The 25,346-nt window shown below is 65.1% G+C and carries 24 protein-coding genes; 14 read left to right on the top strand and 10 right to left on the bottom strand.

The window, feature by feature from the left end; translation table 11 throughout:
• Window positions 1–13 precede the first annotated feature (13 nt).
• Window positions 14–1,243, top strand: coding sequence for an NADH:flavin oxidoreductase (locus FYJ91_RS08900; RefSeq protein WP_246152540.1), 1,230 nt, complete (start codon window positions 14–16; stop codon window positions 1,241–1,243).
• A gap of 163 nt (window positions 1,244–1,406) precedes the next feature.
• Here the strand turns inward: FYJ91_RS08900 and ppdK are convergent, their stop codons facing one another.
• From ppdK to FYJ91_RS20575, 5 genes are all read right to left on the bottom strand, one after another.
• Window positions 1,407–4,085 (bottom strand): pyruvate, phosphate dikinase, encoded by a 2,679-nt coding sequence (gene ppdK / locus FYJ91_RS08895; protein ID WP_149521897.1) that lies wholly within the window; start codon window positions 4,083–4,085, stop codon window positions 1,407–1,409.
• Between the two features lie 58 nt (window positions 4,086–4,143).
• Complete coding sequence (glyS, locus tag FYJ91_RS08890; protein ID WP_149521896.1) at window positions 4,144–6,453, bottom strand: glycine--tRNA ligase subunit beta; 2,310 nt, start codon at window positions 6,451–6,453, stop codon at window positions 4,144–4,146.
• A gap of 115 nt (window positions 6,454–6,568) precedes the next feature.
• A complete protein-coding gene (locus FYJ91_RS08885) occupies window positions 6,569–7,444 on the bottom strand; it encodes a glycine--tRNA ligase subunit alpha (protein WP_181008412.1) in 876 nt (291 codons plus the stop codon).
• 76 nt (window positions 7,445–7,520) lie between these two features.
• The gene (locus tag FYJ91_RS08880) at window positions 7,521–8,240 is read right to left on the bottom strand and encodes a TorF family putative porin (RefSeq protein ID WP_181008411.1); all 720 of its coding nucleotides are present in this window, start codon (window positions 8,238–8,240) and stop codon (window positions 7,521–7,523) included.
• A gap of 5 nt (window positions 8,241–8,245) precedes the next feature.
• Window positions 8,246–8,650, bottom strand: coding sequence for a hypothetical protein (locus FYJ91_RS20575; protein ID WP_181008410.1), 405 nt, complete (start codon window positions 8,648–8,650; stop codon window positions 8,246–8,248).
• 148 nt (window positions 8,651–8,798) lie between these two features.
• Here FYJ91_RS20575 and FYJ91_RS08875 point away from each other — a divergent pair, with 148 nt between their 5' ends.
• The 3 genes from FYJ91_RS08875 (at window position 8,799) to FYJ91_RS08865 (ending at window position 11,250) form a co-directional block, all read left to right on the top strand.
• On the top strand, window positions 8,799–9,677 hold the full coding sequence (locus tag FYJ91_RS08875; RefSeq protein WP_246152539.1) for a TraB/GumN family protein: 879 nt from the start codon (window positions 8,799–8,801) through the stop codon (window positions 9,675–9,677).
• Complete coding sequence (locus tag FYJ91_RS08870; RefSeq protein ID WP_149521894.1) at window positions 9,674–10,240, top strand: hypothetical protein; 567 nt, start codon at window positions 9,674–9,676, stop codon at window positions 10,238–10,240. Before FYJ91_RS08875 ends, FYJ91_RS08870 begins: the two co-directional genes overlap by 4 nt.
• A gap of 329 nt (window positions 10,241–10,569) precedes the next feature.
• The gene (locus tag FYJ91_RS08865; RefSeq protein WP_149521893.1) at window positions 10,570–11,250 is read left to right on the top strand and encodes a 50S ribosomal protein L25/general stress protein Ctc; all 681 of its coding nucleotides are present in this window, start codon (window positions 10,570–10,572) and stop codon (window positions 11,248–11,250) included.
• A 232-nt stretch (window positions 11,251–11,482) separates the two neighbouring features.
• Here FYJ91_RS08865 and FYJ91_RS08860 read toward each other — a convergent pair whose 3' ends face one another.
• Window positions 11,483–11,914: a hypothetical protein gene (locus FYJ91_RS08860; RefSeq protein WP_149521892.1), complete on the bottom strand. Its 432-nt coding sequence runs from the start codon at window positions 11,912–11,914 to the stop codon at window positions 11,483–11,485.
• A 254-nt stretch (window positions 11,915–12,168) separates the two neighbouring features.
• On the opposite strand from FYJ91_RS08860, the gene pth reads away from it, so the two are divergent.
• From pth to FYJ91_RS08815, 9 genes are all read left to right on the top strand, one after another.
• On the top strand, window positions 12,169–12,738 hold the full coding sequence (gene pth / locus FYJ91_RS08855) for an aminoacyl-tRNA hydrolase (protein ID WP_149521891.1): 570 nt from the start codon (window positions 12,169–12,171) through the stop codon (window positions 12,736–12,738).
• 58 nt (window positions 12,739–12,796) lie between these two features.
• Window positions 12,797–13,441, top strand: coding sequence for a glutathione S-transferase family protein (locus tag FYJ91_RS08850; RefSeq protein WP_149521890.1), 645 nt, complete (start codon window positions 12,797–12,799; stop codon window positions 13,439–13,441).
• A 76-nt stretch (window positions 13,442–13,517) separates the two neighbouring features.
• Window positions 13,518–14,132 carry a hypothetical protein gene (locus tag FYJ91_RS08845; protein WP_149521889.1) on the top strand — a complete coding sequence of 205 codons (615 nt, stop codon included), beginning with the start codon at window positions 13,518–13,520 and terminating at the stop codon, window positions 14,130–14,132.
• Between the two features lie 213 nt (window positions 14,133–14,345).
• A complete protein-coding gene (ychF, locus tag FYJ91_RS08840; RefSeq protein ID WP_149521888.1) occupies window positions 14,346–15,443 on the top strand; it encodes a redox-regulated ATPase YchF in 1,098 nt (365 codons plus the stop codon).
• A 10-nt stretch (window positions 15,444–15,453) separates the two neighbouring features.
• Entirely contained in the window at window positions 15,454–15,900 is a 447-nt protein-coding gene (locus FYJ91_RS08835; RefSeq protein WP_149521887.1) for a MaoC family dehydratase, read from the top strand.
• Window positions 15,897–16,844, top strand: coding sequence for an MBL fold metallo-hydrolase (locus FYJ91_RS08830; protein WP_219822572.1), 948 nt, complete (start codon window positions 15,897–15,899; stop codon window positions 16,842–16,844). Before FYJ91_RS08835 ends, FYJ91_RS08830 begins: the two co-directional genes overlap by 4 nt.
• 124 nt (window positions 16,845–16,968) lie before the next feature.
• On the top strand, window positions 16,969–17,922 hold the full coding sequence (locus FYJ91_RS08825; RefSeq protein ID WP_181008409.1) for an SDR family NAD(P)-dependent oxidoreductase: 954 nt from the start codon (window positions 16,969–16,971) through the stop codon (window positions 17,920–17,922).
• Between the two features lies 1 nt (window position 17,923).
• The gene (locus FYJ91_RS08820) at window positions 17,924–19,078 is read left to right on the top strand and encodes an epoxide hydrolase family protein (RefSeq protein WP_149521885.1); all 1,155 of its coding nucleotides are present in this window, start codon (window positions 17,924–17,926) and stop codon (window positions 19,076–19,078) included.
• Complete coding sequence (locus FYJ91_RS08815) at window positions 19,075–20,127, top strand: phosphotransferase family protein (protein ID WP_149521884.1); 1,053 nt, start codon at window positions 19,075–19,077, stop codon at window positions 20,125–20,127. The genes FYJ91_RS08820 and FYJ91_RS08815 overlap by 4 nt, the downstream gene beginning before the upstream one ends.
• Window positions 20,128–20,309: 182 nt before the next feature.
• Here the strand turns inward: FYJ91_RS08815 and FYJ91_RS08810 are convergent, their stop codons facing one another.
• The 3 genes from FYJ91_RS08810 to FYJ91_RS08800 are packed head-to-tail and all read right to left on the bottom strand — an operon-like array spanning window position 20,310 to window position 23,766.
• Window positions 20,310–21,185 (bottom strand): SMP-30/gluconolactonase/LRE family protein, encoded by an 876-nt coding sequence (locus FYJ91_RS08810; RefSeq protein ID WP_149521883.1) that lies wholly within the window; start codon window positions 21,183–21,185, stop codon window positions 20,310–20,312.
• A 22-nt stretch (window positions 21,186–21,207) separates the two neighbouring features.
• Window positions 21,208–21,963 (bottom strand): SDR family NAD(P)-dependent oxidoreductase, encoded by a 756-nt coding sequence (locus FYJ91_RS08805; protein ID WP_149521882.1) that lies wholly within the window; start codon window positions 21,961–21,963, stop codon window positions 21,208–21,210.
• 21 nt (window positions 21,964–21,984) lie between these two features.
• Complete coding sequence (locus FYJ91_RS08800) at window positions 21,985–23,766, bottom strand: flavin-containing monooxygenase (protein ID WP_149521881.1); 1,782 nt, start codon at window positions 23,764–23,766, stop codon at window positions 21,985–21,987.
• Between the two features lie 80 nt (window positions 23,767–23,846).
• Here FYJ91_RS08800 and FYJ91_RS08795 point away from each other — a divergent pair, with 80 nt between their 5' ends.
• Window positions 23,847–24,443 carry a TetR/AcrR family transcriptional regulator gene (locus FYJ91_RS08795; RefSeq protein WP_219822571.1) on the top strand — a complete coding sequence of 199 codons (597 nt, stop codon included), beginning with the start codon at window positions 23,847–23,849 and terminating at the stop codon, window positions 24,441–24,443.
• On the opposite strand, the gene FYJ91_RS08790 is transcribed toward FYJ91_RS08795, so the two are convergent.
• On the bottom strand, window positions 24,418–25,341 hold the full coding sequence (locus FYJ91_RS08790; RefSeq protein WP_149521880.1) for an AEC family transporter: 924 nt from the start codon (window positions 25,339–25,341) through the stop codon (window positions 24,418–24,420). The genes FYJ91_RS08795 and FYJ91_RS08790 overlap by 26 nt on opposite strands.
• Between the last annotated feature and the right edge of the window lie 5 nt (window positions 25,342–25,346).

The raw sequence follows: 25,346 nt of genomic DNA, 5'->3' as shown, positions 1-25,346 counted from the left end.
AAAGGGAGAGTGGATGATGAGCGCAGTGACGCCTGACGGTTCCGCGAAATATATGGCCGATCGGCTCGCCGATGTCTCGCGCTCGCGCCATGGCGACCTGACGTCGACTATGCCCGTCGAAACCGACTTCAGCCAGGATGGCGAGTTCCGCCCGGCGGCGTTGTTCGAGCCGCTCGATGTCGGCCCCATGCATCTCGACAACCGCATCGTGATGGCGCCGATGACGCGCAGCCTTTCGCCGAACGGCATTCCCGGCAAGGACGTCGCCGCTTATTATCGCCGCCGCGCCGAAGGCGGCACCGGCCTGATCATCACCGAGGGCACTTTCATCCCGCACGAGACGGCGGGCTTCTGCTCCTCGGTCCCCGACTTCCACGGCGACGAAGCGCTCGCGGGCTGGAAGCATGTGGTGGACGAGGTTCATGCCGGCGGCGCCAGGATCATGCCGCAGCTATGGCATACCGGGCTGATGCCGCTGCCGACCGACGACGTCACCGGCATTCCGGCAGCGTCGCCTTCGGGTTATTATCTCAAGGGTGACAAGCGCGGCGAACCCGCGACCGACGCACTGATCGCCGACATCATCGAGGCATTCGGTCGCGCGGCCGAAAGTTCGGTCGCGCTCGGCTTCGACGGACTGCAGATCCACGCGGCGCACGGCTATCTGATCGACCAGTTCTTCTGGAGCGACGTCAACCTGCGCGACGATCGCTATGGCGGTGGCCTCGTCGATCGCGCCGGTCTGGGCATCGAGATCGTCAAGGAATGCCGTCGGCGGACTTCGCCTGATTATCCGATCTCGCTACGCTTCTCGCAGTGGAAGCAGCAGGATTTCGCCGCGCGCCTGGCGCAGACACCCGACGAGCTCGAAACCTTCCTCGCGCCCTTCGTCGACGCAGGTGTCGACCTGTTCGACTGTTCGACCCGCCGCTTCTGGATCCCCGAATTCGACGGCAGCGACATGAATCTTGCCGGCTGGACCAAGAAGCTGACCGGTAAGATCGTGTCGACCGTGGGTTCGGTGAGCCTGAGCCAGGACTTCTTCGTCAGCCTGCAGACCGAGGTCGGGACGTCGAGCAACATGACGCGCCTGATTCACATGCTCGAACGCGGCGATTTCGACCTGGTCAGCGTCGGCCGCGCGCTGATCACCGACGCGACCTGGCCGCAGAAGGTGAAGACCGGCGATCTCACCAAGTTGATGAGCTACAATCCGGCCGACCTGAACACGCTGGATAGCTGAACAGGAGAGGCGGCGACCCGCCCTCCCCACTCGTCATTGCGAGCGTAGCGAAGCAATCCAGTCCCCCGTGAGAGAGGCTCGTGGCCCACCTAGTGCGGGCCTGGATTGCTTCGTCGCCTTCGGCTCCTCGCAATGACGAGTTAGGGGTTAGACGAGGTGGGCGTTACTTCCGCGCCGCCAGCGCGGCCTGCGCCGCTGCAAGGCGAGCGATCGGCACGCGATAAGGCGAGGCCGAGACGTAATCCAACCCGATCTTCTCGCAGAAGGCGATCGACGCCGGATCGCCACCATGTTCGCCGCAGATGCCCAGCTTGATGTCGGGGCGCGTCTTGCGGCCGCGCTCGGCCGCAATCTCGATCAGTTCGCCGACGCCTTCGATGTCGAGGCTGACGAACGGATCCTTGGGGTAGATGCCCTTGTCGACATAGGTCGTGAGGAACCGGCCCGCATCGTCGCGCGAGACGCCGAGCGTGGTCTGGGTCAGATCGTTGGTGCCGAACGAGAAGAACTCGCCCACCTCGGCGATCTCGCCCGCCTTGAGCGCCGCGCGCGGCAGCTCGATCATCGTGCCGACGAGATATTCGAGCGTGACGCCGCGTTCGGCGAAGACGGTCTTGGCCGCCTTGTCGATCACCGCCTTCATCAGCTCCAGCTCGCGGCGGGTCGCGACCAGCGGGACCATCACCTCGGGGATCGGCGCAGCCTTGCCGCCGTCCTTCGCCGCGACGTCGCACGCCGCCTCGAAGATGGCACGCGCCTGCATCTCGTAGATTTCGGGATAGGTCACGCCCAGGCGACAGCCGCGATGGCCGAGCATCGGGTTGAACTCGTGCAGTTCGGCCGCGCGGCGCTTGAGTGTCTCGACGCCGATCCCGGTCGCCAGCGCCACCTCGGCGAAATCCTCCTCCGCATGCGGCAGGAATTCGTGGAGCGGAGGATCGAGCAGACGGATCGTCACGGGAAGACCCGCCATGATCTCGAAAATCTCGGTGAAGTCGGCGCGCTGTTCGGGCAGCAGCTTTTCGAGCGCGACGCGGCGGCCCTTCTCGTCCTCCGCCAGGATCATCTGGCGGACCGCGGTGATGCGGGCAGCGTCGAAGAACATATGTTCGGTGCGGCACAGGCCGACACCCTCGGCGCCGAAGATCCGCGCGGTCTTGCAGTCGAGCGGGGTTTCGGCATTGGCGCGCACCTTCAGGCGACGGACCTTGTCGGCCCACTCCATCAGGATGCCGAAATCGCCCGCCAGTTCGGGCTGCACGGTCGGGACCGCGCCGATCATCACTTCGCCGGTAGCACCGTCGATCGTGATGATGTCGCCTTCGCGAACCTCACGGCCCGAGACGCGGAAGACCTTCGCCTTGGCGTCGATCGCGAGGCTGCCCACGCCCGAGACGCACGGACGGCCCATGCCGCGCGCGACGACCGCGGCGTGGCTGGTCATGCCGCCGCGCGCCGTCAGGATGCCCTTGGCGGCGTGCATGCCGTGAATGTCCTCGGGCGAGGTTTCGGTGCGCACGAGGATGACCGCATCGCCCATCTCGGCGCGCTTTTCGGCGGTGTCGGCATCGAACACGACGAGGCCCGAGGCCGCGCCCGGCGAGGCGGGCAGACCCTTGGCGATCACGTCGCGCGGCGCCTTGGGATCGAGCGTGGGGTGGAGAAGCTGGTCGAGCGCCGACGGATCGACGCGGGCGACGGCTTCCTCCTGCGTGATCAGCCCTTCGTTCGCCATGTCGACCGCGATCTTGAGCGCGGCCTTGGCGGTGCGCTTGCCCGATCGCGTCTGGAGCATCCAGAGCTTGCCCTGCTGCACCGTGAACTCGATGTCCTGCATGTCGCGATAATGCGTTTCGAGCAGGTCGAACACCTTGGCCAGCTCACTATAAACAGTGGGCAGCGCCTCTTCCATCGACGCGGGCTTGGCCCCCGCCTGCTCGCGCGCGGTCTTGGTCAGATATTGCGGGGTGCGGATGCCGGCGACGACGTCCTCGCCCTGCGCGTTGATCAGGAACTCGCCATAATAGGCATTATCGCCCTTCGACGGATCACGCGTGAAGGCGACGCCGGTGGCCGAGGTATCGCCCATATTGCCGAACACCATCGCCTGCACGTTGACGGCGGTGCCCCAGTCGGCGGGGATGTCGTTGAGGCGGCGATAGACCTTGGCGCGTTCGCACTGCCACGAACCGAACACCGCGCCGATCGCGCCCCAAAGCTGTTCGTGCACGTCCTGCGGGAAGGGCTTGCCGTCCCACAGCTCGACCACGATCGCCTTGTACTGCGTGACGAGCGCCTGCCAGTCCTCGGCGGTCAGCTCGGTATCGAGGCTGTAACCCTTGTCTTCCTTGGCGATCTCCAGAGCCTCTTCGAAGGCGCCGTGATCGAGTTCAAGGACGACGTCCGAATACATCTGGATGAAGCGGCGATAGCTGTCCCACGCGAAGCGCGCGTCGCCCGAGGTCTTGGCCAGACCCTCGACCGTCTCGTCATTGAGGCCGAGGTTGAGGACGGTGTCCATCATGCCCGGCATCGAGATGCGCGCGCCCGAACGGACCGAGACGAGCAGAGGATCGGCCGGATCGCCGAACTTCTTGTTCGTGATCGCTTCGATATGCGCGAGCCCCAAGGCAGCTTCGTCACGCACGCTCTGGGGGAAGCTTTCGCCTTCCTCATAATAACGCGCGCACATTTCGGTCGAGATGGTGAAGCCCGGAGGAACCGGCAGGCCGATCGACGCCATCTCGGCCAGGTTCGCACCTTTGCCGCCGAGCAGGTTCTTGTCGCCCTTGCCACCGTCCGAAACGCCGCCGCCGAAGCGATACACATAGCGGGTCGTCATACGCCGTCACTTCCTCCAGAGATCGCCCGCCGCTGTCGTCGCGGCTGGGCACACCGACTCACCCCTCAATGCGCGAGAAGTCGGCGACATTGTGCATTGCAGCACGAATTTGTTCAAGGATCGCGAGGCGAGCCTTTCTTTTGTGCGCCAAAGGATCGTTGACGGTAACTTTATCGAAGAAGCCATCGATCGGCGCACGCAGCGATGCGAGCGCGGTCATGGCGCCCGCAAAATCCTCGGCCTCGACCGCCGCCTTGGCGCGCGGCTCGGCATCGGCGAGCGCGGCGACGAGAGCGGCCTCGGCCGGCTCCATGTCATAGGCTTCGTGCGCGCGGATGCCTTCTGCGACCAGCGGGTCTTCGAGTGCGGCGCCCGGATCCTCCTCGCCCGCCGCGCTGAGCGTGGGGGCTTCCTTCTTGAGGATGTTCGCGGCGCGCTTGTAGCCGGCGAGCAGGTTACGGCCGTCCTCGGTCTCGACGAAGGCTTGCAGAGCCTTCACGCGGGCAAGCAGGCGGACGAGATCGTCCTCTCCGCCGAGCGCGAACACAGCGTCGATCAGGTCGTGGCGAACGCCGGCTTCGCGCTGCTGGACCTTGAGGCGGTCGGCGAAGAAGTCGAGGAGCTTGAGGTTTCGCACAGCCTTTTGGGCGGCTTCGTAACTCGCTGGCAGGAAGTCGCCGTCCAACGGCGAGCCGCTCTCTTGCTTCGATGCAGCCAAAAGGGTCGAATGCTCAATGTTGAAGCGCTCACCGACGACATTGAGCAAATTGAGGCGCAAATTATTCCGAAGTGCCAAAGCAATGACACCTAGCGCCGCACGGCGGAGGGCGAAGGGATCTTTGGAACCTGTCGGAACTAGCTCGATCTCAAAGAACTCGATCAGGCTATCCAGCTTATCCGCCAAACTCACCGCGACCGTGACCGGCGCAGTGGGGACGTCGTCGCCCTGCCCGACCGGCTTGTAGTGATCGCGGATCGCGTCGGCGACGGCATCGGGCTGGCCTTCGGCGCGGGCATAATAGCCGCCCATCACGCCCTGAAGCTCGGGGAACTCGCCGACCATGCCGGTGACGAGGTCGGCCTTGGCGAGACGCGCGGCCTGTTCGGCGAGCGCTGCAAGATCCTCCCCGGCACGGGGAGGGAGACCATCCACAGGATGGTGGAGGGGGCTGGCGACAGGCGCAGCGTCGTGGGGAGACGAACCCCCTCCACCGCTTCGCGGTCCCCCTCCCCGTTCCGGGGAGGATTGTATGACGCCGCTTTCCACCAGCCAGCGCGCCAGCTTGGCGACGCGTTCCACCTTGTCGGCGACGGTGCCGAGCTTTTCGTGGAAGACGATGTCCTGGAGCTTGGGAAGCTGATCCTCCAGCTTCGTCTTGAGATCCTGTTCCCAGAAGAATTTGGCATCCGAAAGCCGCGCGGCAAGAACCTTGCCGTTGCCCGCCGTGATCGCGACGCCGCCATCCTTCGCCTCGATATTGGCGGTGCAGATGAAGGCGGGCGCCAGCGCGCCGGCTGCGTCGTTCAGCACGAAATATTTCTGGTTGGTGCGCAAAGTGAGCTGGATCACTTCGCGCGGAACTTCGAGGAAGCTGGCATCGAAGCGGCCAAGCAACGGCACCGGCCATTCGGTGAGGCCCGCATTCTCCGCGACCAGCCCCTCGTCGGGAACGAGCGTCATGCCCGCCTCGGCCGCCAGCGCCTCGGCCCGCGCGCGGATAATGTCGCGGCGTTCGGCCGGGTCGACGATCACATGGCAGGCGCGCAGCTTCGCGGCATAATCATCCGCATTGCCGATCGTGATCGGGCCGCTGTGGTGGAAGCGGTGGCCGACGGTCGCGGCGCCGCTGACGACGCCGTCGATTTCGAACGCCACGACATCATCGCCTAGCAGCGCGACGATCCCCTGCAGCGGGCGCACCCAGCGCAGGCTCGCGGTCGACGCGGACGCCTTCCCCCAGCGCATCGACTTGGGCCACGGAAAGGCGCGGACGACCGCGGGGATCGCCTCGGCGATCACGTTTGCTGTGGCACGTCCGGGCTTGTCGACGACGGCAAAGTAAACGCCGTCGCGCTCGACCAGCTGATCCTGCGTAAGGCCGGTCTTGCGGAGGAACCCTTCGAGCGCCTGCGGCGGGGCGCCGACCTTCGGCCCCTTGGTCTCCTCGCTGACAGCCGCCGTTTCCAGCGGCAGGCCGCGCGCGATCAACGTGAGGCGGCGGGGCGTGGCGTAGGTGGTCAGGCCCTCGGCCTTGAGGCCCGCCTTCGCCAGTTCATCACCGAACATGCGCGCCAGATCTGCCTGCGCCTTATCCTGCATCCGCGCGGGGATTTCTTCGGACAGCAGTTCGAGGAGGAAGTCGGTCATCAAAAAGAAATCCGTTCGTGTCGAGCGAAGTCGAGACACGTTGGCTGGGTGGTGCGTGGGAACGTGTCTCGACTACGCTCGACACGAACGGTGATGGGGAGAAGCGGCATGAGGATCACGCCTCCCACCCGTTATGCGCCATCCAGGCGGCACAGGCGCCCTTTGCGAGTTCGCGGACGCGGCCGATATAGGCCTGACGCTCGGCGACCGAGATGACGCCGCGCGCCTGCAGCGTGTTGAAGATGTGGCTCGCCTCGATCGCGTGATCATAGGCCGGGAGCGGGAGCGGCTTTTCGCGGTCGAGCAGCGCTCGGCATTCGTCGGCGGCCTGCGCGAATTGCTTGAACAAGGTGTCGGTGTTCGCGGCCTCGAAATTATAGGCGCTGAACTGCTTCTCATTCTCCAGGAACACGTCGCCATAAGTGACGCCCGCGTCGTTGAAGCGCAGGTCGTACACGTTGTCGACGCCCTGGATGTACATGGCGAGGCGCTCCAGCCCGTAGGTCAGTTCGCCAGCGACCGGCTTGCAGTCAAAGCCGCCGACCTGCTGGAAATAGGTGAACTGCGAGACTTCCATCCCGTCGCACCACACTTCCCAGCCGAGGCCCCAGGCGCCGAGCGTCGGGCTTTCCCAATCGTCCTCGACGAAGCGGATATCGTGATTGCCGAAATCGATCCCGATCCGCTCAAGGCTGCCCAGATAGAGATCCTGCAGGTTCGGCGGGCTGGGCTTCAGGATCACCTGATATTGGTAATAATGGCCGAGCCGGTTCGGGTTCTCGCCATAGCGACCGTCGGTCGGCCGGCGGGACGGCTGGACATAGGCTGCATTCCAGCTGTTCGGACCCAGCGCGCGCAGCGTGGTGTACGGGTGGAAGGTGCCCGCCCCCATTCGCATATCGTAGGGCTGCAGGATCACGCAGCCATGATCGCTCCAATAATTATGGAGTTCGAGGATCAGGCGCTGGAACGAGAGCGGCTTGCTGGCCAAGATCGATGCCTTTTACGCGGAGGATATAGTCCCGCGCCCTTTGCGGCAGGGGCCGCAAGGGGTCAAGGCGAGCCGATCAGAAGCTGAGGCCGGCGCTCACGGTGACGCGGTGGCCCGTGTCGCGATCGACGAAGCGGCCGGGTGGGGTCTTGCCGATGTCCGTGCCGGTATAGGCGATGCCCAGGCGCAGCGGCCCGGTGACGTGATCGACGCCCAGTCGCCAGTCCCAGTAACTGCCCTCAGGACGGAGGCGGCGCGCGTAAACCGCATCGCGCACCGATCCGCTCGATCGGCCGATCGAACCCGAGACGGTGAAGGGGGTCATCGGCACCGCCACGTCGGCCTGCGCGGCGATGCGCAGATTGTCGCCGCCGATCGCATCCTGCCGCGGGGCATAATCCGCGCTCAGCCAGAATTGCGCGGGACCGATCAGAGTGCCGACCAGCGCCTGCCCCTCGACATAGCGGAGCCCCGAGTGACCGGGAAAGAGATAGCCGGTGACGCCGCCGCCGAATTGCACCGCGCCGGCATTGCGGAAGTAGCGCAGCGACGGGCGGATCAGCGCATCGGCGCCGCCGTGACGCGCACTGCCGCGCAGGCTGGCGGCGGTGACGCCGAGGTCGATCGCGTCGGTCAGCGACACGCGGGCATTGGCCGTGACGGCGGGTCGCCCGTCGCTCCAGCTCAGCCCGCGCACGCGATAGTCGCTCGCGACCTCCACACCGCCGCTTATGCCAGACGCGGCGGCGGGGGCCGCGAAGGCGGCGAGCGCGAAGAAGGGAAACGCCCGCCGCAAAAGGATCAGTTCATCGCCAGGCCGTGCGCGGCCTCGATATCGGCGATCAGCGCGGGACGATCGGCCTCGGCGACCTGGCGGACATGGCCATGGATCTCGTCGGAGCGCGCGGCGACTTCGGTCGCGACATGCTTGCCGACCATCTTGCAGCTGCCCGGACGCTGGCCGGTGATGCGCTTGTCGCTGTCGACCGTCTTCACGAGGCCGCCCACGCGCCGCTCGACCGCGACATTGGCTTCCCAGCGGCAGGCTTCGTTGCCCATGCGCGTACCGACCGACATGCCGACCGTCTTCATCCGCGTTTCGACGCGCGCGTCATAGACCGCCTGCACAGCCGCGCCCTTGTGATCGACCGACACCGGATGGCTGGCCGAAGCAACGACGGAGAGAGCGAGAATGAGAACCGACATGATGCACCTCCTACATTAATCTGCTTGTTTTTAAGGCTTCAAGCCTATTTTTTATACATACAGCATTTGGAATAAGCAGATTGCCGGAAAGTTTCTGCGGGGCGTGTTTTCATTGCGATACTCGTCATCGGGCCACCGGCACCCTATTATGACGTTCATGAAATGGTTTCGCCGGCTCACCGCCGCCCTGCTTTCGCTGATCCTCGCGGCACCGGCCGCGGCCTCCCCGGCGATGTGGAAGTTCGGCGACGCCGATACGACCATCTACCTCTACGGCACGATCCACGCGCTGCCCGCGAACTTCCAATGGCGCGACGCCAAGCTGGAAAAGGTGCTGGAAAGCGCCGACACGCTGGTGATCGAGACGATGATCGACAAGGATCCGGCCGCGATCGCCAAACTGATGCCGCCGCCCGATCCGACGCTGCCGCCGATCCTCGATCGCGTGCCGGCCAAGTCGCGCCCCCCTCTCGCCGCGATGATCGCCAAGGCGGGATTGAGCCCGGCGCAGCTCGATCCGATGCCGACATGGCAGGCGGCATTCTACCTGATGGGCGCGATGATGCGCGACATCGGCGCCGAGCGCGGCGCGGGCGTCGAACAGAATTTGACCCCGGTGTTCGAAAGCGGCGTGAGCGGGCCGCGCAAGATCGAGGCGCTCGAAACCGCCGCGAGCCAGCTCAAGCTGTTCGAGGATCTGAGCGAGGCCGATCAGCGCGAATTGCTCGCGGGCCTCGTCGACGGGTCGGGCGACGCCAAGCGCGATTATGCCAAGATGCTCAAGGCGTGGGCGTCGGGCGATGACAAGGCGATCGCCAAGAGCTTCGCAAAGGACGAGGATCTGACCCCGCATCTGCGCGAGGTGCTGCTCAAGAAGCGCAACGAGGCGTGGACCGTGTGGCTCAAGGACCGGCTCGACAAGCCAGGAACGGTGCTGGTCGCGGTCGGCGCGGGACATCTGGCTGGGCCGATGTCGGTCCAGTCGATGCTCGCCGCGCAGGGCGTGAAGGTGGAACGGGTGCGATGATCGGCGCAGCCCTTCTTGCGCTGGCCACCGCCTCCACAGCCCCGTCGGGCGAAAAGCTGATCCAGCCGCCCGCGCCGGGGTTCGTCTCGGTGCTGAAGGTCGACAAGGGCGCGAATGCGGTCGAGCAGTTCGTGCCCGAAAAGCAATCGCTGACGAAATGGACCGACATGATCACGGTCCAGCGCTTCGCCGGGCAAGGCACGGACGGCGGCGGGCGCGATCCGGCGACGTGGCTTGAAGGCTGGGGCCGCACCTTCGCCGCCGCATGCCCCAAGGCGCAGCACGGGCCGATCGGGCGCGGCGCGGTGAACAATTATCCCGCCGCGATCCTCGCGATCCAATGCGCGGTCGGCGCCGAAGATCCGAAGCGCGAAAGCGTGTTCCTGCGCGCGATACAGGGGAAGGACGCCTTCTACGTCGTCCAGTTCGCGATGCGCCGCATACCCCGCCGCCCCGAGGTGGAGCTGGTCGATCGCTATCTGCAGGCCGTCAGCCTGTGCGACGATCGCGATGCGCGGCACCCCTGCCCCGTGTTGGACGCCGCCGCGCCGCGAAATCGATAGTTTCACAAATATTTACCTTTGTGCCGCGCGTCACAGTGGGCCCCGTCGAATCGCGGCATCAGCCCCCTCGGTTCACCCGGTCTTGTTTGGCGACCCGGCCGGGTGACATGGGGGCTGGTTCAGCGGGTCTGGGCCAGCGGCGGCCCGGCGCGCTCCCCTGCCCGATCTCCCCCGATCCCGGGGTGATGCGGGCGGGCGGCGTGCCGGGCCCGCCAACATATCGAATCCTTGCGTTGCGGGCGACTCTCCCCTAAGCGCGCGCATCCCGTTCCGGTCATCCCTGGAGGCGGTTCGGGTTTGGAAACATCTAAGCGAACTGGAGACATATCATGAGCGAAGTGCTCGATCTGTCGGCCGAGGCGCGCGAGCGGGCAGGCAAGGGAGCCTCCCGTGCAATGCGTCGTGAAGGCCGCGTCCCCGCCGTGATCTACGGCAACAAGCAGGAACCCGTGTCGGTTCACGTCGAAGAGAAGGTGCTGATGAAGCTCCTTCACACCGGCCATTTCTTCAACTCGGTCGTCATGCTCGACGTCGCCGGCAAGAAGATCCGCACGCTCCCCAAGGACGTCCAGTTCCACCCGGTCACCGACCGCCCGCTGCACGCAGACTTCCTGCGCATCGGCGAGCACACCAAGGTCACCGTCGACGTGCCCGTCCACTTCAAGGACGAAGAGCTGTCGCCGGGCATCAAGAAGGGCGGCGTGCTGAACATCGTCGTCCATGATCTGGGCCTGACCGTCGACGCCGCCGAAATCCCCGAGGAGATCGTGGTCTCGCTCAAGGGCCTGAACGTCGGCGATTCGATCCACCTGTCGCAGATCAAGCTGCCCAAGGGCGCGACCGCGGCGGACACCGACGACGTCACGATCGCCACGATCGTCGCCCCTTCGGCGCTGAAGGCCGAGGAAGCGGAAGCTGCTGAAGCCGCCGAAGCCGAGGCTCCTGCCGAGGACGAAGCCGCTGAGGGCGAAGCCCCGGCCGCCGAAGGCGAGGAGGGCGCCGAGGGCTGATCGCCTTCGCGTCGTTCACGACCAGACACACGAAACCCCGGTGGAGCGATCCGCCGGGGTTTTGTTTTGTCTGCAGTCGGCGGAAGTCAGCGAAGGCCAGAATGCCCTTGGTTGCCAACGCCGCCATCGTCACCCGGACTTGATCCGGGATACCGCTTCTTCTTTTCTGAAACCGCCCCTCTATGCGGGAAGCAGACAAGAATGCTGCCAGCTAACGCCCCGCTTGCGGACATCAAAGCTCGGCTATTATTGCCGCTATGGCAGGGTTGGTATGTTCCGCGACGGGATCATCGGACTGGTCTTTTCGTCGGTGCCATTCACCATCATCGAACGCATGATAAACCTTCTCAAGTTTTTCGGAGCAGTAATGCTCTTTCTCATTCGCGGGAGAGTCAGCCATTATCCAATAAATCTCGTTTATTACGTCGTCGCAAAAGGCAAAATCTGCCTGACGAGCGTGATATAGCGTCGCTATCTCGACCGCGAGCCGGTCAAACAATTCAACAAAGCGACCTTTGATATCGCTCCAGCGAACAAGATCATCTTCAGTGACGTAGGAAGCGCCTAGCTGGTCCCGTCTTTGGCGGAGGTCGTTAAGTGCTGGCGACATAGCACCAGGCTGCCACATCAACGGCGATTTCTCAACGACTGGTTCCCACGCCATAATCGACACTCTTACCGCCTCTCTGACGATGAGAGACAGAGGAAGCTGGACCCCGGATCAAGTCCGGGGTGACGTCGGAGAGGGAAGAGCGCTTCCTGCGAGTTTCGTTATCGCGCGCGTAGCGAAGCAATCCATCTCTAGGATGGGAGATGGACTGCCGCGTCGCCTGCGGCTCCTCGCAATGACGAGTGGGAGGCGGGCGCGTGCCCAAGTTCAGCATGACGGCGCAGTCATAGGCGGCTAAGGCGCACCCCATGCAGATCTGGGTCGGGCTGGGGAATCCGGGCGCGCAATATGCGATGCACCGGCACAATGTGGGCTTCATGGCGGTCGATACGATCGCCGAGGTCCACAATTTCGATCCGTGGAAGAAGCAGTTCCAGGGCTGGGCCGCGCAAGGGCGGATCGGAAGCGAACGCATCCTGCTGATCAAGCCCGCGACCTTCATGAACGAGAGCGGCCGCGCGGTGGGCGAGGCGATGCGCTTCTTCAAGGCGGAGGTGGGCGACGTCACCGTCTTCCACGACGAACTCGATCTGGCGCCCTTCAAGGTCAAGGTGAAGATCGGCGGCGGTACGGCGGGGCATAATGGCCTGCGATCGACCGAGGCGCATATCGGCAACGCCTATCGCCGCGTGCGGCTGGGCATCGGTCATCCAGGACACAAGGACCGGGTGACCGGCCATGTGCTGGGCAATTACGCCAAATCGGAGCTGGATCCGCTGGCCGACATGCTGGGCGCGATCGCATCGGAGGCCGAGTGGCTGGCCAAAGGCGACGATGCGCGCTTCATGAACGACGTGGCACTGCGGCTGGCGGAATGACATTGTCCGTCATCCCAGCGAAAGTCGGGATGACGTTAGTAGGATGGGATGCAGATCGATGGACCTCACCTTCTGGTATCACCCCTTCTCCTCCTTCTGCCGAAAGGCGCTGATCGCGCTCTACGAAAGCGGGATTGCGTTCGATAAGATCGAGGTGGACCTCGGCAACGCCACCTCGCGCGCTGATTTCCTGGCGGTGTGGCCGGTGGGAAAGTTCCCGGTGATGCGCGATGAGACCAGCGGCGAATTGCTGCCAGAAAGCTCGATCATCATCGAGTGGGTGGCGGACAAATTTCCCCATCTCGGCCTGATCCCCGCCGACACGCGGGCCGCGCGGCATTGCCGGATGCTCGATCGCTTCTTCGATTTCGAAATCCATCTGCCGATGCAGCGGATCGTGGCCGACTATCTGCGGCCTGAGGACAAGCGCGATCCGTTCGGGCAGGCGCAGGATCGCGCGAAGCTGCGCAAGGGCTATGGCATTGCCGAAGACCTGTTGGGCGACGGCCCGTGGGCAGCCGGCGATGCCTTCACGATCGCAGATTGCTCCGCCCAGCCCGCGTTGCATTTTGCGAGCCTGGTGGAGCCGTTGGACGGTCATCCCAAGCTCGCCGCCTATCTCGAGCGGCTCTACGCGCGCCCTTCGGTGGCACAGACGATGGACGAGGCGCGACCGTTCGAGCCCTATTTCCCGGTGAAGTGAGGCGCTCATTTATCGTGGGTTCAGCTTGGGCGGGATAGCCTTCGGGCCATTCATTCGACCGAAGGGGAGCAAAGAGATGCGTTTCACCCGGAAGACCATGATCGCGGGCGCCGCCGCCTTGTCGCTGGCGGGCGCGGCCTATGCCGCCGACCAGCACGCCAACGTGATGAAGGTCCAGCTGCCCGATGGCAGCATCGAGGAAATCCATTATACCGGCGACGTCGCGCCGCGCGTGGTGTTTGCGCCGGTGGCGGCGGTCGATCCGGCCTCGATGCTCGAGGCGGCGTTCGGCGCCGACTCGGTCTTTGCGCAGATGGAGCGGATGCAGGCGCAGATGATGGCGCAGCATCAGGCGATGATGCAACAGGCCGCCACGATGGCCGCGCAGGCGCCCGCCGCTGATACGAACCGCCTGCACATGACCAGCATCGGCGATGCGCCCGCTGGCGCGAGCTACACCTATATCTCGACCACCACGACGCAGAATGGCTGCACCCAGACGATCGAGATCAGTTCGAAGGCGGGCGACAAGGCCTCGCAGGTCCACAAGACGAGTGCTGGCGACTGCACCGCCGCCAAGGCCGGCGCGACGCCTGCGATCGAGACGGCCCCTGCCGCGCGTCCGGCGCCTGCGGTGAAGCCGGTGAGCGCGCCCGCGCCGGTGAAGACGGTTCCGGCGAATACGATCTGATCGGCGCGACGACGCCCCCTCCCCCACCTCGTCATTGCGAGCATGGCGAAGCACTCCAGGCCCGCACTTGAGTTAGGTCACGAGCCTCTCAAGTGCGGGCCTGGATTGCTTCGTCGCCTGCGGCTCCTCGCAATGACGAGGTGAGGTGGCGCCTCTGGCAAATCCCGTCCGCACCCGCTATCGGCGGCCCCAACAAATTGAGGTCGATATCAGATGGGTTTTCGTTGCGGCATCGTCGGGCTTCCCAATGTGGGCAAGTCCACCCTTTTCAACGCGCTGACCGAGACGGCGGCGGCGCAGGCGGCCAATTATCCCTTCTGCACGATCGAGCCGAATGTCGGCCAGGTCGCGGTGCCCGATCATCGGCTGAACGAAATCGCGAAGATCGGCGGTTCGGCCAAGATCATCGAGACGCAGCTCGGTTTCGTCGACATTGCCGGCTTGGTGCGCGGCGCGTCGAAGGGCGAAGGGCTGGGCAACCAGTTCCTCGGCAACATCCGCGAATGCGATGCGATCATCCACGTCCTGCGCTGCTTCGAAGGTGAAGTGACCCACGTCGAGGGCAAGGTCGATCCGATCGCCGATGCCGAGACGGTCGAGACAGAGCTGATGCTGTCCGATCTCGAATCGCTCGAAAAGCGCGTCCCCGCCTTCGCCAAGAAGGCCGCGCAGGGCGACAAGGAGGCCAAGGCCGCAGCATCTGTGCTGGGCCAGGCGCTCGATCTGCTGCGCGAGGGCAAACCCGCGCGGCTGACCCAGCCCAAGGACGATGACGAAGCGCGCGTGTTCGCGCAGGCGCAGCTGCTGACCGCCAAGCCCGTCCTCTACGTCTGCAACGTCGACGAAGGCTCGGCGGCCGATGGCAATGCGCTGTCGGCGCGGGTGTTCGAAAAGGCCAAGGCCGAGGGCGCGCAGGCCGTGGTCGTCTCCGCCGAGATCGAGGCCGAGATCGTGACGCTCGACCCCGCCGACCGCGCCGATTTCCTGTCCGATCTGGGGCTGTCGGAAACCGGCCTCGCCCGCGTGATCCGCGCCGGCTACGAGTTGCTCGGCCTGCTGACCTTCTTCACGGTTGGCCCCAAGGAAGCGCGCGCGTGGACGATCGACAAGGGATCGAAGGCGCCACAAGCCGCCGGCGCGATCCACAGCGATTTCGAACGCGGCTTCATCCGCGCCGAGACGATGGCCTATAAGGATTATGTCGCCCTTGGTGGCGAAGCGGCGGCGCGCGAAGCGGGCAAGCTGCGGTCCGAAGGCAAGGAGTATGTCGTGCAGGACGGCGACATCATGCTGTTCCGCTTCAACGTCTGAGGGGCATCTCATGCGGTGGTTCGAGGATTATGAAGTCGGCCATATCGAGCGCTTCGGCGCCTATGTGGTCAGCCGCGACGAGGTGATCGACTTCGCCACCAAGTTCGATCCGCAGCCCTTTCACCTCGACGACAGGGCGGCCGCCGCCAATCCGATCTTCGGCCGGCTGGCGGCGAGCGGATGGCATAGCTGCGCGATGCTGATGCGGATGCTGACCGATCACTGGACCGAGGACGGCCATTTCTCGCTCGCAGGCACCGGCGTCGACGAACTGCGCTGGTTGAAACCCGTCTATCCGGGCGACGTGCTGAGCGCAGAGGCCGAGGTGCTGGCGAAGAAGGCGTCGGGTTCAAAGCCGATCGGCTTTATCGATTACCGCCTCGCGATGTTCAATCAGCTGGGCGACACGGTGATGACGCTGAAGGTCACCAACATTCAGCCGCGCCGCCCGGAATGATGAAAAGGCTGGTCGCCGCGCTGGCGCTGGCCGCCGCCCCCCTTCACGCGCAGAGCTTCGACGTGACCGCGATCGGCGTGCGCGGCGGGGTCGACGACGGCAATCTGACCGCGTGGATGATAGCGCCGCACGGCGACAAGCGCGCGGTGATGTGCGACGCGGGCAGTCTGGTGAACGGGATCGAGGCGGCCCGCGCCAAGGGCAGCCTCAAGGGCAGTCGCGAGACGATCCTGCACGACGATATTCGCGGCTATATGATCAGCCACGCGCATCTCGATCATCTGGCCGGCATGCTGATCGCGGCGCCCGACGATTCGAAGAAGCCGATCTACGTCCTGCCCTCGGTCGGACAGAAGATCCTCGACAGCTATTTCAACTGGGATGCCTGGGCGAACTTCACCGATCGGGGCAAGGCGCCGGCGCTGGGCAATTACAGGCTGACCGATCTGACGCCCGGTGAGACGCGGCCGATCGATGGCACGGCGATGACGCTCACGGCCTATCCACTCGCGCATGGCGGGGTGGAGTCGACGGCGTTCCTGGTGTCGACCAACGAGGCGAGCCTGCTGTGCCTGGGCGATACCGGCCCCGACAGCCTGGAAAAGCAGCCGCGCCTTCGCGAGCTTTGGCAGGCCGTCGCCCCGCGCGTGCGCGAGCGCAATCTCAAGGCGATCATCATCGAAGTCTCCTATGCCAGCGAACGGCCCGACAAGCAGCTGTTCGGCCATCTGACGCCCGCCTATCTGCTCCGCTCGCTCCACGAACTTGAGGCGGCGGCGGACGGCAAGGGCGCGCTCAAAGGGCTGCCGATCATCGTCAGCCATATCAAGCCGGCGCTGTCCGGCCCCGATCCGCGCGTCACGATCCTGCGTGAACTGAACGCCGGCAACGATCTGGGCGTGCGCTTCATCCTGCCCGATCAAGGGCAGCGCTGGGCTTTCTAAGTCCGCCCCCGTCAGGGGGAGGATGACATGTAAAATGGCGGGCGATGTGAAGCCGTAGCCGCTTGTCGCCCTCCCATCCCCACCGCACACTAGCCTCAGCTCGATAGAAGCAATGGAGAGGTATATGGCGGGACGTCTGGACGGCAGGGTCGCGATCGTGACCGGGGGTGGCGGCGGGATCGGGAGGCAGTTCGCGCTGCTGCTCGCATCCGAGGGCGCATCGGTGCTGGTGAACGATCTGGGCACGCGCACCGGCGCCGATGCCGCATCGGTGGTGGCCGAGATCGAGGCGGCGGGCGGCCGCGCGGTGGCCGACACCAACAGCGCGACATGGAGCGGCGCGGACGCGATCGTGCGGCACGCGATCGACGCGTTCGGCCGGGTCGACATGCTTTTCAACAACGCGACCGCCGGCGGCCACCCCGCGCATCTGTGGGAGGTGACCGAAGAGGCGTGGGACACATCGTTCGAGGTCAACGTGAAGGGCTATTTCGCGATGATCCGCGCGGTGGCGCTGCACTTCATCCGGCAGCGTTCGGGCGTGATCCTGAACATGAGTTCGGGCGCGGGCTTCGGCCATCCGGCGATGCAGGCCTATGCGTCGACCAAGGAAGCGGTGATCGGCCTGACCCGCACCGTGGCGCGCGAACTGGGGCGCTTCGGCGTCCGCTGCAACGCGATCCGCCCGCTCGCACTCGCGCAATCATCCGATGAATATATGGTGGTGATGGCACCGTGGCTGAAGCTGCTCGCGCTCACAACCGGTGGCGGGGGCATCCGCCCCGAGGAGAGCGGTGCGAACCCGACGACGCACCCGCCCGCCAAGATCGCGCCGATGGGCGTGTGGCTGGCGACCGATGCGGCCAAGGAGGTCAACGGCCGCACCTTCCATGTGCGCGGCGACAATATCGCTTTGTTCAACGAGCCGACGTACGAAAGCTCGATCGGCATGCCCGGCGGCTGGACGCTCGACGCGCTCGACGCCGAGGCGCCCGAGGGGCTGTTCAAGGGGGTGACAAACGACTTCCTTCTGAACGACCATCCCGACCTGCAGCATTTCGAGGAAGCGGCCGAATAGGATGACGATCACCCCGTTTGAGTGCCACGTTCCGGACAGCGTGATAGACGATCTCTATCAACGGCTCGACAACACGCGCTGGCCCGATCAACTGCCCGGTGTCGGTTGGGACTATGGCACCGAACGGGGTTTCCTGCAGGAGCTGTGCGATCACTGGCGCAACCGCTTCGACTGGCGCGCGGCCGAGGTACGGTTCAATGCCTTCCCGCAGTTCACCACCGAGATTGCGGGCGAGCATCTCCATTTCTACCACATCCGCTCGCCCGAGCCCGATGCGCTGCCGCTGATCATCACGCATGGCTATCCGGGGTCAGTCGCGGAATTTCTGGACATCATGGGGCCGCTGACCGATCCGGCGACACATGGCGGTTCGGCGAAGGACGCTTTCCACGTCATCGCGCCGTCCATTCCCGGCTATGGCTTTTCGGGGCCGACTCGGACCACGGGTTTCGACATCGGGCGCGCGGCCGACGTCAACATCGCGCTGATGGAGATGCTCGGATACGATCGCTACTTTGCGCAGGGCGGCGACTGGGGATCGGCGATCTCGACCGCGATGGCGGTGAAGCAGCCCGATCGGGTGATCGCGCTGCACCTGAACTTCATCACCGGCCACCCCGCCGATCCTGCCAATCCGCATGCGGGGCTGAGCGAAGCCGAGGTGAAGGCGCTCGAATGGAAGGCCAATTATGATCGCTGGGAAAGCGGATATCAGGCGATCCAGGGCACCAAGCCGCAGTCGGTGGCCTATGGCCTGAACGACAGTCCGGTGGGGCTGGCGGGCTGGATCGTCGAGAAGTTCAAGACGTGGAGTGACTGCGGTGACGCGGTCGAGACCTTCAGCAAGGACAAGCTGCTGGAGAACGTCATGCTCTATTGGGTGACGGGCACGATCAATTCGGCGATGCGGCTTTATTATGAGGTGATGGCGCCGAACCGGTGGAAGGGCGTGCCTTCGGAGAGGGTGAGCGTGCCGACCGGCCATGCCCGCTTCCCCGCCGAAATCCGCCCGACCCCGCGTATCTGGGCCGAGCAGGTCTATACAAACCTGATCCACTGGCGGGAGATGCCGGCGGGCGGGCATTTCGCGGCCGACGAGCAGCCCGAGGCGTTCGTCGACGAACTGCGCGGCTTCTTCCGGCAATTTCGCGGGTGAGCATCCCCGTCCCGACGACCGTGGCGGGTGCGCTGGATCCCGTCTGGTGGACCGCGATCATGCAGGATGCGGTACCGGGTTGCCGCATCGACCGGGTCGAACTGGTCCAGACGATCCGCGTCGTCGCCAGCAAGCTGCGCGTGCGGCTAGTCTATGATCCGGCGGGACCGAAGGGGCCGGAGGCGTTGTGCGTGAAGGCCTTCCTCGACTGCGATCCCTATATGGACCGCCTGTCGTTCATGTCGTCGATCGAGGCGCGTTTCTACGCGCAGGTCGCGAACCACGTACCGATGCGGATCGCGCGATCGCCCTATGCGGCGGTCGATCCGGAAAGCGGCCTCGGCCTGATCGTGATGGACGATCTGACGGCGCTTGGCGCGCGCTTCATGTCGGCGATCGAACCCTACGGCGTCGATCGGGCGCGCGAGAGCGTGGGCCAGCTGGCAGCGCTGCACGCGACCTATGCGGGCAAGGTCGACGGGCCGGATTTCGCCTGGGCGGGATCGATCCTGCAGCGGATGGTCGCGCAGCCGCCGATCGCCGATGCGCCGCTACAGGACCTGCTCGACGGCGAGCGCGGCGAGACGCTGTCGCGCGACGTGCTCGATGCCGCGCGGATCGGGCGAGCGCTGCGGACAATGACCGAGATCGACGCCAGCCTGCCACAGACATTGCGCCATGGTGACTGCCATGCGGGCAATGTGTTCGACACGGCCCAGGGTCCGGGCTTCACCGACTGGCAACTCGTCCAGCGGGGACATTGGGCGGCCGACGTCGCCTACCATCTGCCCGCAGTGCTCACGGTCGAGGAGGCCGAGGCGAACGAGAAGGCGCTGATCGCGCATTATCTCGATTGTTATGCGGCGGCGGGCGGGGTCGCGCCGTCGTTCGACGAGGCGTGGGACGATTATCGCCGATCGATCCTGTACGGTTATTATCTGTGGATCACGACGATCCGCGTCGATCCGCCGATCATCGCCGAATTCTGCAAACGGATCGGCCACGCGATGATGCGGCACGATACGCTGGGGCGGATCGAGGGCTATTGATCCTCCCCCCGCCAGGGAGCGCGAGGTTGAACATGCCCCCCGGCATGTTCAAGGATCGTCCGGGGGACGACCCGACCTTGCACTGAGGCGCCGAAGGGGGAGGATACGAGCCTCCAGTTGGTCGTCGCCTCCCCCTCCGTCAGCTGTGCTGACACCTCCCCCTGGCGGGGGAGGATTTTGGGTCAGGCCGTGTAGTTCAGCTTGAGCGGCGGCCAGGGCCAGGCGATCGCGTAGAGCTTGCCGCGGCCCGACGAGCAGATGAACGCCGTCCCGTCATCCGCAAAGCAGATGTTGGTGACGAACGAGTCGTACTCCTCGGTCTTGATCAGGCCGATCAGTTCGCCGGTGGGCGAGATCACGCTGATCCCCGATTTGACGAGGTTCGATCCGCAGACGTTGCCCGCGCCGTCGACCGCGAGGCCATCCCAGCCGTGGCCGTCCGCCTGATAATGGAGCGTGCGGTTGGCGAGTTCGCCCGCGCCCGTCACGTCCCACACCCACAGCCGGCCCGAATAGGTTTCGGAGCCATAAGCGCGCTTGCCATCGGGCGAGAGGCCGAAGCCGTTGGGCGCCTCCAGCCCGGTTTCGGCGACGCGGATCGTGCGGGCGATCGGATCCATATAATAGAGGCAGCCCTTGGCCGTATCGACCACATAGGCGCCGCCGCTCGTATCGAACACGGCGTCGTTGAGCGACAGGATAGGCTGGCCATCAACCTGCGTAAAGATCGTCTCGATCGCGCCGCTGGCGAGATCGAGACGCTGGATGTTGCCGCCGGTCCAGCCATCGCGGAGGGCGTGGGGAAAACGGATGCCGTCCTGCGTCATGAAGGCGAGGCCGCCATCAGTGCAGACATAGACCGCGCCGTCCGGGCCGACCGCCTGCCCGTTCGGGCCGGGATCGCACGGATAGCGCCGGATCGATCCGTCGGGCGAGACGCGCGCGAGCGAATTGCCCTCGATCTCCGTCACCAGCACCGTTCCGTCGTCCAGCGCGATCGGCCCCTCGGGGAACATCAGCCCCGAGGTGACGACCTTGGTTGCGGTCAATTCGATCATCGTCTTCCCCTATCCCTGCCGATCAGCCCGCGGTCGTGCCCATATCGAGCACGAAGCACGAACCGTGCGCCACCTTGCCGCGCGGCGAGGCGAGGAAGAGGATCATGTCGCTGAAATCCTCGGGCTGGTTCATGCCGCGCAGCCCGGTGAAGCGCGCGATCAGGCTGACGTCGATATCCTGCGGGAAGCTCATCGTCCCCGCCATCGGCGTCGCAATGCCGCCCGGCGCGATCGAATTGATGTGCACCTTCGAATGGATCGTCTCGATCGCCATCGACTTGGTCAGCTGCACCAGCGCCGCCTTCGACGACGAATAAGGCGCCAGATAGCTATGGCCGAGGATCGCCGAGTTGGACGCGATGTTGACGATACCGCCCTCGGTCTTGTGAAGGTGCGGCAATGCCGCCTGCATCAGGAAGAAGGGCGCGCGGACGTTAACCGCATAGACGCGATCCCAGTCGGCAAGCGTCACCTTGTCGATCGGGTTCATCACGATCGTGCCGGCGACGTTGACCAGCGCATCGAGCCGGCCGTGCGCGGCGGCGGCATCCTCGACAAACTTCGCGCAGGCCGCGGTGTCGATCAGGTCGAGCTTGTTCGCCGTCACCTTCACACCCTTGGCACGCGCCAGTTCGGCGACCTCCTGCAGCTTTTCCTCCTGCACGTCGCCGATCGCGAGGGTCGCGCCCTGATCGGCGAAGGCCAATGCGGTCGCCCGCCCCAGCCCCGAAGCCGCACCCGTGACGATCACGACCTTGCCGTCGAATTCCTTCGCCATGTCATCCTCCTCCGTTGTCGATTATTTGGTGATTTCGAGACCTTCGAGCGATCCTTCGGCCCGCCACGCGCGCAGGATGTCGATATAATCCATCGTCTTGCCCATGTACGGCGCGCTGCGCGCCGTCGCCATGTCGCCCATGCTGCCTTCGTTGTTGGTATAGCTGGGCGTGCATTCCAGATTGAACTTGGCGGTCGCCATCAGGAAGCTGAAGATCACGCCCATCCACGCCTGTTCGGCGGCCTCCGTCGGCTCGACCGTGCGGGCGCCGTCCTTGAGCAGGCCCGAGACGATTTCACCGACATGGATCGACAGTTCGTTGATGCCGTGCAGGAAGTTGATCCCCTGCCCGCCCTGAATGATGCTGAACATCACGAGGTTGGGGAAACCGCGCGTGAAGATGCCGTGGAGGGTGTGCGCGCCCTCTTTCCAGCTGTCGGTGATCGCCTCCCCGCCCTTGCCGTGCATTTCGAAGCCGAGGCGACGGGTATAGCCGGTCGTCACTTCGAAGCCCGATGCGTAGATCAGGCAATCGACTTCATATTCCTTGTCGCCGACGACCACGCCGGTTTCGGTGATCCGCTGTACGCCGTGACCATCGGTGTCGACGAGGGTGACGTTCGGACGGTTGAACGCCGGCAGATATTCGTCGTGGAAGCAGGGGCGCTTGCACATGGCGTTATACCAGGGCTTGAGCGCCTCGGCGGTCGCGCGATCCTTGACGGTCATGTCGACACGCGCGCGGATCGCCTCCATCTTGGCGAAGTCCGCGATCTGGCGCCGTTCCTCGTCGGTGTTGGTGGCCGCCAGCGGCACGTCGCCGCCCAGGATTTCTGTCCAGCCGTCCTTGATCAGATCCTCTTCGACAGGCGTGCCGGTGACGATCGCGGTGAAATTCTCGATCCGCCGCTGCTGCCAGCCCGGCTGGAGCGACTTCGCCCATTCGGGATCGGTCGGCTGGTTGCCGCGCACGCCGACATTCGATGGCGTGCGCTGGAAAACGTAGAGGTGCCCCGCCGCCTCGGCGAGCTTGGGGATCGCCTGCACCGCGGTAGCGCCGGTGCCGATGATGCCGACGCGCTTGTCGGCAAGCTTGACCATCGGCTCGGTCGGGCTGCCGCCGGTATAGTCATAGTCCCAGCGGCTGGTGTGGAAGCTGTGGCCCTTGAAGCTTTCGATGCCCGGAATGCCCGGCAGCTTCGCCTTGTGGAGCAGGCCGCCCGCGACGATCAGGAAGCGGGCGCTCAGCTTGTCGCCGCGATTGGTGGTGACCTGCCAGCGCGCGCTGGCCTCATCCCAGTCCGCGCCCGTCACCAAAGTCTGGAACAGCGCGCCGTCATAGAGATCATGTTTGCGGGCGAGCGACTGGCAATATGCGAAGATTTCGGGCGCCTTCACATATTTCTCGGTCGGGACGTAACCCATCTCCTCCAGCATCGGCAGGTAGATGTAGGATTCGACGTCGCAGGCCGCGCCCGGATAGCGGTTCCAATACCAGGTGCCGCCGAAGTCCCCGCCCTTCTCGATCACGCGGATGTTGGTGACGCCCTGCTGGTGGAGCCGCACCCCCGCGAGCAAGCCGCCAAAGCCGCCGCCGATGACCGCGACGTCGAGTTCCTCGACGATCGCGTCGCGCGTGTAACCCTGCTCGACATAAGGATCTGCATCGAAATCGCGATAGACGCCCGACAGATCGAGATACTGGGCGTTGCCGTCGCTCCGAAGCCGCTTCTCGCGCTCGATCCGATATTTTTCCTTGAGCGCATCGGCAGAAAATGCGTTCGCAGCAGCCTGTTCAGTCATACCCGCTCCATTCTTGTAAACAGTCGTTTACTCGGGCATGACGGCCGGTGCAATCGGACATTGTGGGAGGGAAACGAATTTTGGCGAGCGCGACGGGCAAAACGGTTGTGCGCGATGCGGAAGGCACGCGGGCCAGGATCCTGGCGGCCGCCTGCATGCAGTTTGGCGCGCGCGGCTTCGCCAATACGGGCGTGCGCGACATCGCGGCCGAAGCGAGCGTGAACCCCGCGCTGGTCCTGCGCTATTTCGGATCGAAGGAGGCGCTGTTCCGCGCCGCGCTCGATCATTCGATCTTCATGGACCCGGTGCTTGAACTCGAGCCCGCCAAGATGGGACGGCAGGTCGTCGAAATCTTCCTGGCCGCCGATGAGATGCCGAGCCCGCTGTCCATGATGATCCTGTCGGCGGGCGATCCCACCGCCCATGCGATCTCGGTTCGCGCGCTCGACGAGAAGGTGATCCGTCCGCTTGCCGACTATCTCGGCCCGCCACATGCCGAAGCGCGCGCCGCATGCCTCAACCTCCTGTGGAGCGGATTCCTGACCGCGTGGAAGCTGCTGCCGATCGCGCCGCTTTCGGATGATCGCCTGCCGATGATCGCCACATGGCTCGCCGATGCGACGCAGGCGATCGTGGACGGCAGATTCGGCCCTACAGGATCGCCATCAGGATCGTGATCGTCACGATCGACAAGGTCGTGGTCGCGAGAATCGTTCGCGCGGTAAGGTTGGCCTCACGCCCGTAAAGTTCGGCGAGCATGAAGGGGCCGGTTCCCGTCGGCAGCGCGGCGATCAGCACCGCCGCCTTCGCCCACACCGGCGGCAACGGCAAAAGGACATAGGCGACCAGCCAGGTGACGGCCGGCTGCGCAAACAGCTTGAGGCCGGTCAGCAGGCCAACGTCCTGGCCGGGCACGCGCCCGCGCGGTTCGCCGACGAACAGGCCCAGCGCGACCAAAGCGCAGGGGCTGGCCGCCGCGCCGAGCAGTTCGGCGAAACGCGCGACCGGAACGGGCAACTCGACGCCGCCGACCGAGAACAGGGCACCTGCCGCCGGGGCATAGACCAGAGGATTGCGCGCCGCCGTGATCAGCGCCCGACCGATCAGGACGGGCAAGCTCGCCTCGGGCTGCAAGGCCGCCTCGATCAGCAGGATCGAAAGCGCGAACAGCAGGCATACCGTCAGAATCGACGCGATCGACGCGGCCATCATACCCGTCGCCCCGAGCAGGCTGAGGCAGAGCGGTATGCCGATGAAAGCGGTGTTCGAATATCCCGCCGCAAGCCCATCGACGATCGCGTCGGCGGTAGGCACCCGCCGCCGACGGATCAGGATCGCGGCCACGAAGATCGTGAGCGATCCGGCGCCCGAAGCGACGATGAAACCCGGCTGCCAGATTTCGGCGGGTCGCGCCTCCGCCATGATACGGAACAGCAGCACCGGCAGCGCCAGCTTCGTCACGAACCGGGTGAGTTCGGCATGCGATGCCGGCCCGAACGGCCCCCAGCGCCGGCCGGCATAACCGAACCCGATCGCGGCGAAGATCGGCGCGATTGCCGAGAGGACGGTCAGCATCGCCC

It is taken from the genome of Sphingomonas montanisoli (assembly GCF_008274695.1).
GTDB lineage: Bacteria > Pseudomonadota > Alphaproteobacteria > Sphingomonadales > Sphingomonadaceae > Rhizorhabdus > Rhizorhabdus montanisoli.
Note: the sequence above shows the minus strand (reverse complement) of the source record. Positions and strands in the feature narration are given on the sequence as shown.

Excerpts from the sequence above, each read along its gene's own strand:
- FYJ91_RS08870 (WP_149521894.1), top strand. The coding sequence starts at position 9,674 with ATGATCGGCGCAGCCCTTCTTGCGCTGGCCACCGCCTCCACAGCCCCG.
- FYJ91_RS08865 (WP_149521893.1), top strand. The coding sequence starts at position 10,570 with ATGAGCGAAGTGCTCGATCTGTCGGCCGAGGCGCGCGAGCGGGCAGGC.
- FYJ91_RS08850 (WP_149521890.1), top strand. The coding sequence starts at position 12,797 with ATGGACCTCACCTTCTGGTATCACCCCTTCTCCTCCTTCTGCCGAAAG.
- FYJ91_RS08790 (WP_149521880.1), bottom strand. The coding sequence starts at position 25,341 with ATGCTGACCGTCCTCTCGGCAATCGCGCCGATCTTCGCCGCGATCGGG.
- FYJ91_RS08845 (WP_149521889.1), top strand. The coding sequence starts at position 13,518 with ATGCGTTTCACCCGGAAGACCATGATCGCGGGCGCCGCCGCCTTGTCG.
- FYJ91_RS20575 (WP_181008410.1), bottom strand. The coding sequence starts at position 8,650 with ATGTCGGTTCTCATTCTCGCTCTCTCCGTCGTTGCTTCGGCCAGCCAT.
- FYJ91_RS08820 (WP_149521885.1), top strand. The coding sequence starts at position 17,924 with ATGACGATCACCCCGTTTGAGTGCCACGTTCCGGACAGCGTGATAGAC.
- ppdK (WP_149521897.1), bottom strand. The coding sequence starts at position 4,085 with ATGACGACCCGCTATGTGTATCGCTTCGGCGGCGGCGTTTCGGACGGT.
- pth (WP_149521891.1), top strand. The coding sequence starts at position 12,169 with ATGCAGATCTGGGTCGGGCTGGGGAATCCGGGCGCGCAATATGCGATG.
- FYJ91_RS08875 (WP_246152539.1), top strand. The coding sequence starts at position 8,799 with ATGACGTTCATGAAATGGTTTCGCCGGCTCACCGCCGCCCTGCTTTCG.
- ychF (WP_149521888.1), top strand. The coding sequence starts at position 14,346 with ATGGGTTTTCGTTGCGGCATCGTCGGGCTTCCCAATGTGGGCAAGTCC.
- FYJ91_RS08835 (WP_149521887.1), top strand. The coding sequence starts at position 15,454 with ATGCGGTGGTTCGAGGATTATGAAGTCGGCCATATCGAGCGCTTCGGC.
- FYJ91_RS08900 (WP_246152540.1), top strand. The coding sequence starts at position 14 with ATGATGAGCGCAGTGACGCCTGACGGTTCCGCGAAATATATGGCCGAT.
- FYJ91_RS08825 (WP_181008409.1), top strand. The coding sequence starts at position 16,969 with ATGGCGGGACGTCTGGACGGCAGGGTCGCGATCGTGACCGGGGGTGGC.
- FYJ91_RS08830 (WP_219822572.1), top strand. The coding sequence starts at position 15,897 with ATGATGAAAAGGCTGGTCGCCGCGCTGGCGCTGGCCGCCGCCCCCCTT.
- FYJ91_RS08860 (WP_149521892.1), bottom strand. The coding sequence starts at position 11,914 with ATGGCGTGGGAACCAGTCGTTGAGAAATCGCCGTTGATGTGGCAGCCT.
- FYJ91_RS08805 (WP_149521882.1), bottom strand. The coding sequence starts at position 21,963 with ATGGCGAAGGAATTCGACGGCAAGGTCGTGATCGTCACGGGTGCGGCT.
- glyS (WP_149521896.1), bottom strand. The coding sequence starts at position 6,453 with ATGACCGACTTCCTCCTCGAACTGCTGTCCGAAGAAATCCCCGCGCGG.
- FYJ91_RS08800 (WP_149521881.1), bottom strand. The coding sequence starts at position 23,766 with ATGACTGAACAGGCTGCTGCGAACGCATTTTCTGCCGATGCGCTCAAG.
- FYJ91_RS08810 (WP_149521883.1), bottom strand. The coding sequence starts at position 21,185 with ATGATCGAATTGACCGCAACCAAGGTCGTCACCTCGGGGCTGATGTTC.